This is a genomic window from Streptomyces sp. NPDC001508, assembly GCF_040298665.1.
In the GTDB taxonomy this organism is placed as follows: domain Bacteria; phylum Actinomycetota; class Actinomycetes; order Streptomycetales; family Streptomycetaceae; genus Streptomyces.
Genome location: NZ_JBEPAP010000001.1, coordinates 67,494 through 80,758, shown reverse-complemented (window position 1 = coordinate 80,758; position 13,265 = coordinate 67,494). Strand labels below are relative to the sequence as shown.

General features: G+C 66.7%; 11 protein-coding genes and 1 pseudogene. 10 read left to right on the top strand and 2 right to left on the bottom strand.

Features of this window, described 5'->3' with window-relative positions; translation table 11 throughout:
- Position 1 precedes the first annotated feature (1 nt).
- From ABT245_RS00315 to ABT245_RS00305, 3 genes are all read left to right on the top strand, one after another.
- Complete coding sequence (locus tag ABT245_RS00315) at positions 2–2,542, top strand: right-handed parallel beta-helix repeat-containing protein (protein ID WP_351727194.1); 2,541 nt, start codon at positions 2–4, stop codon at positions 2,540–2,542.
- 92 nt (positions 2,543–2,634) lie between these two features.
- Entirely contained in the window at positions 2,635–3,648 is a 1,014-nt protein-coding gene (locus ABT245_RS00310) for a DUF4432 family protein (protein WP_351727192.1), read from the top strand.
- Between the two features lie 17 nt (positions 3,649–3,665).
- Positions 3,666–4,994 carry a class-II fumarase/aspartase family protein gene (locus ABT245_RS00305; RefSeq protein WP_351727747.1) on the top strand — a complete coding sequence of 443 codons (1,329 nt, stop codon included), beginning with the start codon at positions 3,666–3,668 and terminating at the stop codon, positions 4,992–4,994.
- Here ABT245_RS00305 and ABT245_RS00300 read toward each other — a convergent pair.
- A pseudogene (locus ABT245_RS00300) lies at positions 4,967–5,170 on the bottom strand (IS110 family transposase); the annotation flags it as partial. The gene ABT245_RS00305 and the pseudogene ABT245_RS00300 sit on opposite strands and share 28 nt — an antisense overlap.
- Positions 5,171–5,535: 365 nt before the next feature.
- Between ABT245_RS00300 and ABT245_RS00295 the strand changes: the two are divergent.
- The 3 genes from ABT245_RS00295 to ABT245_RS00285 are packed head-to-tail and all read left to right on the top strand — an operon-like array spanning position 5,536 to position 8,067.
- Positions 5,536–6,390, top strand: coding sequence for a hypothetical protein (locus ABT245_RS00295; protein WP_351727191.1), 855 nt, complete (start codon positions 5,536–5,538; stop codon positions 6,388–6,390).
- Complete coding sequence (locus tag ABT245_RS00290; protein WP_351727190.1) at positions 6,387–7,202, top strand: SDR family NAD(P)-dependent oxidoreductase; 816 nt, start codon at positions 6,387–6,389, stop codon at positions 7,200–7,202. Before ABT245_RS00295 ends, ABT245_RS00290 begins: the two co-directional genes overlap by 4 nt.
- A 7-nt stretch (positions 7,203–7,209) precedes the next feature.
- Entirely contained in the window at positions 7,210–8,067 is an 858-nt protein-coding gene (locus ABT245_RS00285; RefSeq protein WP_351727188.1) for an SMP-30/gluconolactonase/LRE family protein, read from the top strand.
- A 63-nt stretch (positions 8,068–8,130) separates the two neighbouring features.
- Here the strand turns inward: ABT245_RS00285 and ABT245_RS00280 are convergent, their stop codons facing one another.
- Positions 8,131–8,892 carry a FadR/GntR family transcriptional regulator gene (locus tag ABT245_RS00280; protein ID WP_351727187.1) on the bottom strand — a complete coding sequence of 254 codons (762 nt, stop codon included), beginning with the start codon at positions 8,890–8,892 and terminating at the stop codon, positions 8,131–8,133.
- A gap of 285 nt (positions 8,893–9,177) precedes the next feature.
- On the opposite strand from ABT245_RS00280, the gene ABT245_RS00275 reads away from it, so the two are divergent.
- Genes ABT245_RS00275 through ABT245_RS00260 form a run of 4 tightly spaced genes read left to right on the top strand, consistent with a single transcriptional unit; the run spans position 9,178 to position 13,190 of the window.
- Positions 9,178–11,142, top strand: coding sequence for an Ig-like domain-containing protein (locus ABT245_RS00275; protein ID WP_351727186.1), 1,965 nt, complete (start codon positions 9,178–9,180; stop codon positions 11,140–11,142).
- Positions 11,143–11,179: 37 nt separating this feature from the next.
- Positions 11,180–12,202, top strand: coding sequence for an alpha/beta hydrolase fold domain-containing protein (locus ABT245_RS00270; protein WP_351727185.1), 1,023 nt, complete (start codon positions 11,180–11,182; stop codon positions 12,200–12,202).
- On the top strand, positions 12,199–12,432 hold the full coding sequence (locus tag ABT245_RS00265) for a hypothetical protein (RefSeq protein WP_351727184.1): 234 nt from the start codon (positions 12,199–12,201) through the stop codon (positions 12,430–12,432). The genes ABT245_RS00270 and ABT245_RS00265 overlap by 4 nt, the downstream gene beginning before the upstream one ends.
- The gene (locus ABT245_RS00260; protein ID WP_351727182.1) at positions 12,411–13,190 is read left to right on the top strand and encodes an SDR family NAD(P)-dependent oxidoreductase; all 780 of its coding nucleotides are present in this window, start codon (positions 12,411–12,413) and stop codon (positions 13,188–13,190) included. Before ABT245_RS00265 ends, ABT245_RS00260 begins: the two co-directional genes overlap by 22 nt.
- Positions 13,191–13,265: the final 75 nt, after the last annotated feature.

The following is a 13,265-nucleotide window of genomic DNA, read 5'->3' as shown; positions in this document are numbered from 1 at the left end:
GATGGCGCTGTTCTGGATTCCCAACATGCCGCCGTTCGCCGCCAGCACGGCGCACGCCGGCGTTCAGGCCACCTACTATGTGTCGCCGACCGGATCGGGATCGACCTGCTCATCGGCGAGCCCGTGTAGCCTGACCGGCGCCCAGAGCGTGGTCCGCACCGTGAACAGCAACATGACCGGCGACATCATCGTGTACATCATGCCCGGGAACTACACGGTCACATCCCCGATCACCTTCGACGAGTCGGACTCGGGCACGAACGGCCACACGATCCGCTACAAGAACTACGGCCCGGTCGGCAGCGCCGTGTTCCTCGGCGGTCGGGCGGTCACAGGATGGACGCAGTACTCGGGCAACATCTACCGGGCCGATGTCGGAGCCGGGCGGGTGTTCAACGACCTGTTCGAGAACGGCCGGCGCGCCGTCAAGGCCAGGACGCCCAACGTCAGCAGCAGTTACGGAGTGACCACGACGAGCCAGGGCCCTTGGCTCAAGAACATCGCGTACAGCGACACCTCGACCACGACCTTCAAGTACAACACCGGTGACCTGGACCCGACCGGGTGGAACCCCGCCACCATGCAGGCGCAGATCTTCTCCGGCGGGTACTACAACTGGGACGAGAACCTGATTCCCCTGTCCAGCGTCGACTCGGCGAACCACCTGATCACCTTGTCGCAGAACACGCCCTACGGCCTCACGCCGGGCGGCCGCTACTTCGTCCAGGGCGACTTGTCGCTGCTGGACGCGCCCGGGGAGTACTACCTCGACCAGGCCGGCGGGTACCTCTACTACTACCCGCGCAGCACGCCGATCCAGGATCAGACGATCATCGCGCCGACGGTGAAGGACATCTTCCGGTTCGTCGGGTCGTCGCAGACGTCGCTCGTGCACGACGTGGCGCTACAGGGCCTTTCACTGGACTACTCCGACTTCGTCGATCAGGACCCGGCGCCCGGCAGCAACCTGGTCCGTGCGCCGGACGCGATGATCTACCTGACCAACACCCAGCGCATCACCATCGAGGACTGCCATCTGCGGAACGCGGGTCTCACTGGCATCTTCATGCACCGGTTCAATGAGAACAACACGGTCTACGGGAACTGGATCGAGCAGTCCGGGGTCAACGGGATCAGCGTGATCGGTTACGATCCGAGCGATCCGGCGACCGCGGACGTCAACAACAGCCATGTCATCGAGAACAACAAGATCGATTTCGTGGGTGTGCACGGGTCGTACTCCGCGGGGATCTACATGCTGTTCACCGGGAAGAACACGGTGTCCCACAACCAGATCAGCCATGGCGCTCGGTGGCTGATCGGCGGAGGCACGGTACCCGATATTCCGGTTTCGCAGCAGTACTTCGCGAACAACTACTTCGGCTACAACGACCTCTATGCGGCGTGCGAAGACACGGCTGACTGCGGCGCCTTCTACTTCTTCGGAAGTGTCTACCAGGCCCAGGCCAACACCATCGAGCAGACAACGGTCGACACCGCCCGCTGGAATGTGAATTCAGGCCTGTCCGAAACGGCTCCATCGGGCGTACAACCCAATATCGGGGTCTGGGGGATCTACTTCGACAACGCCAGTAACTACTGGAAGGCCAGCAACATCAACGTGAAGAACGCGCAGACCGGAGCGTACCTGAACAACGGGAACAGCAACGAGACCCTGACCAATGTGAGCTGGGGGACCGGATACAACGACAGCCTGGTGGACCACAAGAACATCGGGCTACTGCCGGACTTCCCCTCGGCATACGGGAACGGTGGCTACACCTGGGCGAACGACTCCGACGCCCAGCTCACCTACACCGGCAGCTGGGCCCACAACCCCGGCCCCCTCGCTGGTGACATGAACGACGACGAGACCTACACCGATACGCCCGGAGACTCGGTCCAGTACACATTCGACGGTACTGAGGTCAAATGGGTGACCAGCACGTCCAACAACAGAGGTAAGGCCGACGTCTACATCGACGGCGTACTCGATGCGACCGTGGATACGTATACGGCGGGCACCGTGAGGCAGAGCGTCGTATACGACAAGGGTGGCCTGTCCAGCGGCCAGCACACCATCAAGATCGTGGTGTCCAGCAGCAAGAACGCCGACTCGGGTGGAAACTACATCGTCGTGGACGGTATAGGTGCCACGTCGAACCATGTCAACGACGACCTCGTGACCTACAGCGGCAGCGGCTGGTCCGTCAACACCGGACTCAGCGGCAACTATCTCGGTGACGAACACTACGCGAACACCAGCGGAAACTCCTGTCAGTACACGTTCAACGGCACCGGGGTCAAGTGGCTGGCCTCGACCTCCAACAACCGTGGCGAAGCGGACGTCTACATCGACGGCGTCCTCGACTCGACCGTCGATCTGTACACGGCCAGCACTGTCCGGCAGAACGCGGTGTACAGCAAGCGCGGCCTGATTCCAGGGCCGCACACCATCAAGATCGTCGTCAAGGGCTCGCACGACAGCACCTCCGGCGGCACCTATGTGACCGTCGACGGCCTCATCGTCGTCCCGGCGTGATGCGCACTTCCTGAACGTACGAACACGGCGCCGGGGCAAGGAGTTTGCCACGCCACTTGCCCTGGCGCCCGTCGCTCACATGGAGGGGAATCATGGTCGCATCGGCGACGCTTCACAATGAGCATGTGCGGGTGACCGTCCTGACGGGCAAGGGCTGTGACATCCACGAGCTCTGCGACCTCACGACAGGTGTCGACGTCCTGGCCAAGGCCCGGGTACAGCTCAGCGATCTGCAGCCGGGCGTCCATGCGCCCGACTCGGCCGAAGCCTGGCTGGCGCAGTATGTCGGGGGATGGCAGGTCCTGCTGCCCAACGGCGGAGCGCCCGGACGGCGCGGCGGCGCGGAATGGGGTTTCCACGGTGAGGCAAGCCAACTGCGTTGGAACGTCACCGACCAGACCGATACCCGTCTTGACGCGTATGTACGGCTGCTGCGCGCTCCCCTGCTCGTCACACGCCGGCTGGAGATAGCCGCAGCGACTGTCAGAGTGACCGAATCGGTGCAGAACGAAGGCGCGACGCCCCTCGAACTCATGTGGGTGCATCACCCGGCGTTCGGCGCGCCCTTCCTCGACGCGGGATGCCTGCTGTCCGCGGGCGCGCGGACCGTTGTCGCCGACGACGAGAATCCGGGCACCGCCCTCATCGCCGGGTCGGTGAACCCATGGCCGAAGGCCACGACGAGGAACGGCGGGCAACTCAGTCTCGACGAAGCACCCGGACCGGACTCGGGCATCGCCCACCTGGCATATCTGTCAGATTTCGAAAGCGGGTACTTCGCCATCACCAACCCGGGACTGCGCCTCGGCGTGGCACTGAGCTGGGATACCGACGTCTTCCCCCACGCGTGGTACTGGGCCGAGGCCCGGGCGACATCCGCATTCCCGTTCTTCGGCCGCCACTACACCCTCGCCATCGAACCGGCGACATCCGTACCGGCCCAGGGAATCGACGCGTTGGCAGCCAAAACCGGTAAGCCGCTGATCCTCGCGCCCGGGCAAACCATCGCCACCACCCTCGAAGCGACGCTGTTCCACGACGACCGACGCGTCGCCGGCGTCCGGTCCGGCCGGATCGAGTTCGTCGAGGCAGGTGGACCACGGTGAACGGGCCCAGATTCGAGATGCTGGTCCGCTTGTTCGGCGACGCCGAAGCAGAGCAGATCTTCTCCGAGCGCCGACTGGTGCAATCGTGGCTCGACGTCGAGATCAGCCTCGCGACCGCACAGGCCGAACTCGGCCTCATCGAGCCCGAGACAGCGACGGCCATCGCGAACGCTGCACGCTTGGAGCATGTGGACCTCGGGCTGTTGTGGACGGAGGCCCAGACGGTCGGCTATCCGATTCTGCCGCTGGTCCGGCAGATCGAGAACGCCACGCCGCCGGAGCACCGCGGACGCGTCCACTTCGGTGCCACGACGCAGGACATCATGGACAGCGGGCTCGCCCTGCAGCTGACAGCGGCGACCGCGCGGCTGGAGACCCTGCTCCAGCAGCTCGGCGACCAGATCGCGACCCTCGCGCAGCGGTACGCGACCACGGTGATCGCCGCACGCACTCACGCGCAGCAGGCCGTCCCCACCACCCTGGGGACGAAACTCGCGGTCTATCTGGCCGAGATCACCCGGCACCGGGCCAGGCTGATGTCAGCAGGCCGCGACGTCAGCGTCCTTTCACTCTTCGGCGCCGGCGGCACATCAGCCGCCTACGGGGAGTCGGCTGCCGCGCTTCGGAAGAACGTCGCGGCCCGCCTCGGGCTGCGTCCGGTCGACGTCCCCTGGCACGTAGCCCGCGACAGCCTCGCGGCGTACTCGTCGACGTGCGCGGCCATGGCAGCGACGACCGCGCGATTCGCCCGGGAGGTCGTCGATCTGTCCCGAACGGAGATTGCCGAACTGGCCGAGGCCGACGGCTACCTGCGGGGCGCCTCGTCGACGATGCCGCAAAAACGCAACCCCATCGAGTCCGAAGCGGTGATCGGCTTCGCGGTCTGCGCCGAAGCCCTCAGTGTCGCGATGCTGCGCGCGATGGAGGCGGGGCATGAGCGGTCGGCCGGTGAGTGGCAGGTCGAGTGGCAGGCGTTGCCGCAGCTCGTGTCCCTGACGTGCTCGGGTCTGCTGGTCGCGGGTTCGATCGCCCGGGGCCTGCGCGTGTTCCCGGAGCGGATGCGTCAGAACTTGCGGGCCGACGCGGGGCTGGTCATGGCCGAGGCACATATGATGCGGCTCGCTCCTGTGCTGGGCCGGGACCGGGCGCACGAACTCGTCTACGACGCGGCGCGGCGTACGCGCGAGACCGGCGAGGACTTTGTCCAGACCTTGCGGCAGATGTGTCCCGAGGGCATATGGACCGCGGTGGACGAGCTGGAACCCGGACGTCATGTCGGTGATCCCGAGCCGACCATCGCGGCGGCGCTGTCCGCATGGGCGTCCGTCCCGGTCTCACCGCGGTAGGCGCCGGCCATGCGGTCGACGCTCCGGCCAGGAACGTGGACGGCCTACCGCCCGTGGGCGGTGAGCAGGGCCGGCCACAGCGCCGAGGCCGTGTCGGTCTCGTCGCCCGCCGCCGCCCAGCGATGGGCCTTTCCCGCATCGATTCCGCCCCGGATTGCGGCCCGCTTTTTGATCACCTGTCTCTGCTCGGACCGCTGCTCCTGCCGACGGCCCGCGGAACACCCCGTCGGCATCTCCGTGACCAGCGACCGATCCGCGCATTTCGATCAGCGACCAGGGCGCCCCGGAGAGCCGGGCGGCCACTCCTGGCAAGCCACGACTGGCAAGAACCGATCAGCCACACCCGGCCCTCCCGGGCCGTGTAACACCCTACGGAGAACCGATGACTCCTCCCGACCCGGCTTTCCCCCTCGACATCCGCGTGCTGAGGCATTCCGAGACCTTCGGCCGCCGGATCCGGCAAGATCCGTACTGGCAGCTCGGGACACCCACACAACGCCTCGTCCTTGAGGCGTTGAAGCAGGGCCAACCGGACGCAGCCGTGGCCCTCGCCGAGTACATGGCAGAAGAATTCGCCATCCTCTTCGAGAGTGTGCTGAACGGTTGGCTCCGCCAGTTGCTGGAGCACACCGTGGGCCGCATGCAGGTGCCTGAGCTGGAGACCGTGCTCCGGGTCCCGGGCAAGCACGTGTGGGAGTCATTCCACGCCGTAGGCCGGAAGCTGCACGCGGAGGCGGTCACCGCAGTCGCGGAAGGCGACGTCGCCCAGGCGGGCGCGGCGTTGGACAGGACTCGCCTCATGTTCAAGACGATCAACGACGAGACCGTGCGGTTCATCCAAGACCTGCTGACGGCCCTCGACGAACGGGAAGGCGAACACACACCCATCGAGGCGATGCGCGGCGCCTACGAAACGATCTGGCGCGACCGCTACCGCTCGTGGAACGACCTGACCCCCGAGGAGAAGCTGCAACTCTCCTGCGAGGGCATGCGAACCCACTTCGGCGGGCCGTTGCGCGACGGAGCGTTCGAGGTCTTCGACGACGGCGATCGCTACCGGATGCAGTTCGCGGTCTGTGGCACCGGTGGGATGCTCCGCTACGGCGATCCGGAGACCGATGGCAGGCCCTGGCCGACAACCGGCGTCAACCGCACCCCGCAGCCCTGGAGTTGGGGAAAGGTCGGCGTCCCCTGGTACTGCACCCATTGCAGCCTGTTCCTCGAACACTGGCCGGCAGAGGACTACGGCCACCCCCTACGCCCCCTGCTCTATGACGACGACGAAGACAGCCCGCTGTCGACGTCATGGTTCATCTACAAACAGCCCGGCTTCGCGCGGCCAGAAGACTTGGTCCGCATCGGTCGCGGCGATACCGAACGCGAGGACGAGCGATGACCAAGAGCGCTGTAGTGACCGGATGCGGCGCCGGAATCGGCCGAGCGACCATCGAGCGCCTGGCCGACGACGGTTACCGAGTGGTCGGCGTCGAAGCGAACCCGGACAAGGCCGCGGCGACCTCTTCCGCGATCGGCGACCGCGGAGAGATCCTGACCGCGGATGTCCGCGATCGCGAAGCGCTGCAGCACGCGGCTCAAGTGGCCCGGGGCCTTGCGCCACTGGCCGGCTGGGTGAACAACGTCGGAGTCGCGTTGGGCGGCATGCTGCACCGAGCCGACGCGGCGGATGTGCAGGCCGTCGTCGACATCAACATGATGAGCCACTTCTGGGGTTCACGTGTCGCGGTGCAGACATTCCTCGACCAGGGCGCGCACGGCTCGATCGTCAACATGTCATCGATCCACGGACGCGCGGCCTTCAACGGTTGGGCCGCGTACGACATGGTCAAGGGCGGCATCGACGCATTGACCCGCTACATCGCCGTCGAATACGGGCCGATCGGTGTGCGCGCCAACGCCATTGCTCCGGGTGCGATCCGTACCGAGATGGTCCGTGACGTCATCGCCGGCTCCCGGGACTCCGAACGCGAGGAACGGGACATGTCGGCGTTGCACCCGCTGGACCGGCTGGGCGAGCCGTCGGAGATCGCCTCGGTCGTCGCTTTCCTCTTGTCGGACGAGAGTTCCTTCCTCTCCGGTCAATGCATCGCCGTCGACGGGGCTGCTACCGCGCGGTGCTACCGGTACGAACCCGACCCGGCCCTCCTCGCGGACTTCCGACAGGCCGGCGCCCGTCAAGGGGAAAGGTAGAAAGGACATGACTGTAGACCTGTCCGTACTGGCCACCGGACTCGATCACCCGGAAGCGGTGGCGTGGTCCCGCCAGGGTTGGCTCGCCGCCGGGGGAGAGGCCGGACAGATATATGCGGTCGACCCGTCGTCCGGCACGGTCAGAAAGGTCGCAGACACCGGAGGCTTTGTGCTGGGCATGGCCTTCGACGCGGCGGACCGGCTCTACGTCTGCGACATGGGCCGCCACGCGGTCCTGCGCGTCGACCCGCGATCAGGCACCGTGGACGACATCACGACCGGATTCGCCGAAACCGAGGTCCGAGTACCGAACATGGCGACGTTCACAGCAGACGGAACGCTCTTCTTCTCCGACTCCGGTGACTGGGGCGCGAACAACAGCCTGATATTCGCGAGAACCACCCAGGGCGCGGTCCGGGTCGCGAGCGACGAGGCCCGTGGCTTCGCGAACGGCATCGCCCTGGATCCGGACGGCCGCCACCTCTACGTCGCCGAATCGTCGGTTCCATGTGTCAGCAGGTTTCCCCTCCTTGACGGCGGCCGCCTCGGCGCTCGCGAGGTTGTTGTCGAGACACCGAGGACCGTGCCCGACGGCATCGCCTTCGCCGCCGACGGCCGCCTTGTGATCTGCTGCTATCGCCCCGATGCCCTGTATGTCTGGGACGGCTCCACAGTGGAACCGCTGGTGTCCGACTGGAGCGGATTGACCCTCTCCGCGCCGACTGGCGTTGCCTTCTTCGGAGACCGGCTCGAACGGCTCGTGGCCGCGAACCTGCATGGCCAGACCCTGGTGGAGGTTCACTGCGCACTGACCGGTGCCACCTTGAACTTCCCTGACCTCACGCTGGAAGAAGCGGACTGCTGACTGCCGTCCGGTCCGGCTGCAATGAGGGGTGCGGCAACGCGGCGCACCGGGCACCCCGCGGAATCACTCCGCGGGGTGCCCGGACACCCGCCGCAGGATCTCCTTGCGGACATCCACCAGGGTGCGGTCGATGTGAGCGACGGCGGCGGTACGCGCGGCCGGTCCGTCGCCGTGCTGGATCGCGTCGTAAATGGCCTGATGTTCCCGCGCCGCGTCATGGTGCCGACCCGCGATGACGTGCTGGAGCACCATCGCCGCCGACTGGCTGACCAGGCCGCGTACATTCGCTGCGGACGCGCGCAGGAACTTGTTGTGCGCCGCGTCGGCCACCGCCGCATGGAACGCCTCGTCGGCCTCGGCGTTCGCGGTGAACTCGTTCCGCTCCAGGGCGGCCCAGTACGCGTCGAGTGCCTCCTTGATCGCGCGCATCTCCGAAGGTGTCGCCCGGGCCGCGGCGAACTCGGCGAGCTCCGCCTCCAGCAGGCGCCGGTACTCGAACAGCGCCGTGACGTCCTCGACGTCCAAAGGGATGTAGCGAGGCTCCACGTCGTGGAACATGACGGGGTCGTTCGCGACGTAGAGTCCCCGGCCCTTTTGCGCGCTGATCTTGCCGACCGCCGACAACACCTTCACCGCCTCGCGGGTGACGGTGTGGCTGAAGCCGAGGGTCCGCGCCAGTTCGTTCTCCGCAGGCAGCCGGTCCCCGGGCGACAGGCCGTCGCGCTCGATCAAGCTCAGGATCTGTCGGGCCGCGCGGACATAACCCGGAGTGTATCCGTCGTCCCGGGACGCTTCGCCCCCCTCGGGACTCTCCAGCGACCTCATTGGACCCCTCTCCGCCAACTCATGGGGGAAGACTAGCATCTATCATCAACTGGCATTTTGCTTCTGGTAGTTATTCAAGTGGCCGGTTGTCGGGGAACTCCGCCTTGTGCGGCCAATCCGCAGTGCGACCCTTGACAGTCGACCGCGAACGGGCGACTGTGTGTCTCACAGTTTTCCGCCCGCGCACAGCGCCTTGCGGCCACAATAACTCCTAAACATTCTCTTCGCCAAGTCCTGCGCGTGGGTCGCCGGTCGACACACACCGAGCCAAGGGAAAAGCCCACCATGGATTCGACGACAGCAGGTCCTCTGGTAAGTCGACGCACCGTACTCAAGGGCGCCGGGCTCTCCGCCGCAGGGGGCACCGTGCCGACGGTCACCCAGGACCGGTCTCGTCATGCCGGTGCGACACCGAGCCTCACCTTCTACGTTTCGCCTACGGGCGCGGACAGCAACAACGGCACACGAACCGCCCCGTTCGCGACACTGGAGGCGGCGCGCGACGCGATCCGCGCACTGAAGTCGAGGTCGAGGCTGCCGGCCGGGGGCGTGACCGTGTACCTCCGCGGCGGTCGGCACGAACGGTCCTCGACCTTCACGCTGGGGACGCGGGATTCCGGCGCCGAAGGGGCGCCGATCGTCTACCGCGGTTACCACGGCGAAGCCGTCGAGATCGTCGGGAGCAAGGCTCTCGACGGCAAGGCGTTCTCAATGGAAGACAACTGGGTCACCGCCTCCACCGCAATCGGGCTCGTGAACATCGACGGCTCCCGCCATTACCTGCGAAGCGACTCGGCGATTCTCGCGAACATTGCGGATTTCGCCGTCATACCGGCCGGCCTGGTGGGGCGGTTCTCCAACGACGCTGTGTTCCACAGACTGGCCGACCTGGTAGCGGCCTTCAAAGGCACCGGTGACATCGGCGAGGGTACGAGCCGACGGCTCTACAAGATCCTCAACGACATCCGCAACGCGCTCGCAAGGGACAACCGGAGAGCCGCAGCAACTGCCCTGGCGAGATTCGTGGCAGTGTCCCAGAACGCAGCCGCACACCAGACATGTTCGCAGAGCGCTGCCGCCGGCCTGGTCCCACTGGCCGGCAGCCTGCTTGCCTCGGTCTCGGGCGACAGCTTCCAGGACGTCACCGCGCACGCCACCAAGTCGGCCATCGCCATCGGCGACAGCCTCAAGGTCTGGGCCATGGGTGACATGCTCTCCGGCCGATACGTCAACGTCTTCCCTGCACACACACTGACATCCTTGAATCCTCGGGTGGCGAAGACCGGTTCCGGCGACACCGCCACCGCACTGACTGCCGGTCTCGCCCGCCTCAGCGTCCGGGCGCGCCACGGCGGCATGACGCACACCGGCATCGTCCAAGTCCCCGTACGCACTGCCCTGCTCGCGACGATCACCGCCACGGCCGGCACCCACCTGCTGACCGTCGGCGGCGACCAGTTGACGCTGGCCGTCACCGGTGCGCTCACCAACGGGGACCCGGCCGACATCGCGCCGGCGGATCTGCGGTTCAGCACATCGGATCCGACCGTTGCCACCGTGGACCAAGCCGGCACCGTGACACCCGTGGCGAAGGGTGTCGCGGTCATCACCGCAACCGCTGTCCAGGACGGGATCAGCGCCGACGCCACGTGGGGAATCATCGTCGCCTCTGCGCAGGCGAACATACCCGAGGGGTGGAGCGTGACAAATCTCGGGCACACGGTGCACGGCGGGACCGTTCCCACTCAGGGGGCCGCGACCTGGGAGAACGGTGTGTGGTGGGTCGCCGGCGACGGCGCCAACATATGGAACGACACCGACGACTGCACCTTCCTGCACCAGAACATCTCCGAAGCCCCCGATGTCACCGTCAGCGCCACGTTCCAGAGCGGCACGGCGGGCCAGTACGCGGGCTTCGGACTGCTTGTCCGCGACGGAGACTCGGACTCGGCCAACGAGGTCAACTGGCGTACCCAGCAGGGCGGCAGCCTCGTCCTGCAGTATCGCAATGCCGACCATCCGAACTCCTGGTACATGGCCTTCCCGTCGGCCGCGTTCCCGGTGCAGCTGCGACTGGCAAAGCAGGGCGATGTGTTCACCGCTTATCTGGGGCAGGGCGGCGCCTGGACGAAGATGGGCAGCGTCACGGTGCCCATGGGACCCGATCTGCGCGTGGGAATCGGCATCTTCGCCGATGCGGCGTTGGTCGCCGAGGCCCACTGCGCCGATGTCGTGATGACAAGACCCTGACCTGACTCACCTACACCGCTGGACGGAAGGACGCCCCGTGCGGTCAGACAACGCCGCGCCGTTCGACGAGCCCGACATCGGGCCGCCGGTCCCGTTCGATCCGGAGCTGGCGGCGGTGCTGGAGGCCACTGCTGAAGCCAAGTCAGCCATCGCCGTCAGCAATCCGCTGATGTGGCACCGTAAGGCCATCGCCGGTGTTGCCGACCTGACCGACAAGGAACTGAGCGTCGACGGAACGTTTGCCGTATCCGAACGGGCAGTGCCCGGCCCAAAAGACGGGGACGACATCTCGTTGCTCATCTGCCTGCCGACGGCCGCCACCGCGCCTGCGTCCGCGATCTACTTCATCCACGGCGGCGGCATGCTGGCCGGCACCAGCCGATCGCGAAGCCTCGCTCCATTGGCGCTCGACGTCGCTGCCGAACTCGGGTCGGCGCTCATATCGGTGGAATACCGGCTGGCTCCGGAGCACCCGCATCCCGGGCCGGTCGAGGACTGCTACGCGGGCCTGGCGTGGACCGTTGAGCACGCCGACGAACTGGGAATCGACCCGGAGCGTGTGGTCGTCGCCGGCGGCAGCGCAGGCGGAGGGCTCGCCGCCGCGGTCGCCTTGCTGGCCCGGGACCGCGACGGTCCGAAGCCGGTTGGTCAACTTCTGCACTGGCCCATGCTCGACGACCGCAACGACACCCGCTCGGCCCGGCAGATGGACGGGCTCGGCGTGTGGGACCGGTCGGCGAACCAGGTCGGCTGGACAGCGTTGCTCGGGTCCGCACGAGGCGGAGCCGATGTATCGCCTTACGCTGCGCCCGCTCGTGCGGATGACCTGTCGGGCCTGCCGCCGGCGTTCATCGACGTCGGCTCGGCTGAGACGTTTCGCGACGAGGCGGTGGCCTACGCCTCACGAATCTGGGACGCCGGGGGATCGGCCGAACTGCATGTGTGGCCGGGCGGGTATCACGGCTTCGTGTCCTCCGCGCCCCAAGCCGCGCTGTCCCGTGCGGCGAAGGCGGCGGTGGTGCCGTGGCTGCGTCGCATCGTCGGGCAGGAGCGCGGATGACCGAGGTGAGCAGCGGGTTCATCACCGCCGGCCTGGAGGGCACGGCCGGCGTCACGTCGTTTCACGAACAGGTGGCTGCCGATGCCGTCCCCGTGATGAGACGGAAAGGACGTCTGCAAGTCGGCGACGGGGTGCTTCACCTGGGCAGGCGGCCGGGAAGTCTGATGCGCGGACTCGCCGGAACATTGAGCTGGAAGGATCGACAGAGATGCGGTTTGCCGACCAAGTAGTGGTCGTGACCGGTGCGGCCGGGGGAATCGGCTCGATCATCGTTTCGCGGTTCGTCGAGGAGGGGGCACATGTGGTGGCCTCCGATCGGGAGTTTCCTGTCGGTAGCGGCGCCTCCGATCGCGTGACCGAGATCCGTGCCGACCTCGCCGCGCCCGGTGCCGGGCAGCACATCATCGATGCCGCACTGGCGACCCATGGACGCGTGGACGTCGTGGTCGCCAACGCCGGCCGGGCAACGGACGGGGACATCGACTGTGTGGCCGAAGAGGCACTGAAGGAGGACGTGGCGATCAACCTGTCCGCGAACTTCGGCCTGTTCGGCGCGGCGGTGACGGCGATGCGACCCCGGCGCTCCGGTGTGCTGGTTGCCATCTCGTCCGTGAACGCCCACGAGGACTACGGCTCGCCGGCGTACTCGGCGGCCAAAGCGGGACTGGAAGCCCTGATCCGCTCGGTCGCCGCCCGCCACGGGATCGACGGCATCCGGGCGAACTCCGTGGTCCTGGGAACGATCGCGACTCCGGCGTGGCTGGCGAGGCTCGAACGCGATCCGTCGATGCTTGAGCGGCTCCGAGAGATCTTTCCACTTCGGCGGGTGGGAACGCCGGCCGATGTCGCGAACCTGGTCGCGTTCCTTGCTTCGGCGGAGGCGTCGTGGATGACCGGCTCATCAGTCGTCCTCGACGGTGGCATGCGCATCGCGAACCCACAGTTCACGACGACGGTCTTCAACCAGTGTTTGCCGGTCAGCAGGTGAACTCGATGGCCCGGTGACGGCGGTGCAGTTCACCGATGACGGTCCCCGTCGGCGAGGTATGAGCACAGGTCGACT

Excerpts from the sequence above, each read along its gene's own strand:
- ABT245_RS00315 (WP_351727194.1), top strand. The coding sequence starts at position 2 with ATGGCGCTGTTCTGGATTCCCAACATGCCGCCGTTCGCCGCCAGCACG.
- ABT245_RS00310 (WP_351727192.1), top strand. The coding sequence starts at position 2,635 with ATGGTCGCATCGGCGACGCTTCACAATGAGCATGTGCGGGTGACCGTC.
- ABT245_RS00305 (WP_351727747.1), top strand. The coding sequence starts at position 3,666 with ATGCTGGTCCGCTTGTTCGGCGACGCCGAAGCAGAGCAGATCTTCTCC.
- ABT245_RS00290 (WP_351727190.1), top strand. The coding sequence starts at position 6,387 with ATGACCAAGAGCGCTGTAGTGACCGGATGCGGCGCCGGAATCGGCCGA.
- ABT245_RS00285 (WP_351727188.1), top strand. The coding sequence starts at position 7,210 with ATGACTGTAGACCTGTCCGTACTGGCCACCGGACTCGATCACCCGGAA.
- ABT245_RS00280 (WP_351727187.1), bottom strand. The coding sequence starts at position 8,892 with ATGAGGTCGCTGGAGAGTCCCGAGGGGGGCGAAGCGTCCCGGGACGAC.
- ABT245_RS00275 (WP_351727186.1), top strand. The coding sequence starts at position 9,178 with ATGGATTCGACGACAGCAGGTCCTCTGGTAAGTCGACGCACCGTACTC.
- ABT245_RS00265 (WP_351727184.1), top strand. The coding sequence starts at position 12,199 with ATGACCGAGGTGAGCAGCGGGTTCATCACCGCCGGCCTGGAGGGCACG.
- ABT245_RS00260 (WP_351727182.1), top strand. The coding sequence starts at position 12,411 with ATGCGGTTTGCCGACCAAGTAGTGGTCGTGACCGGTGCGGCCGGGGGA.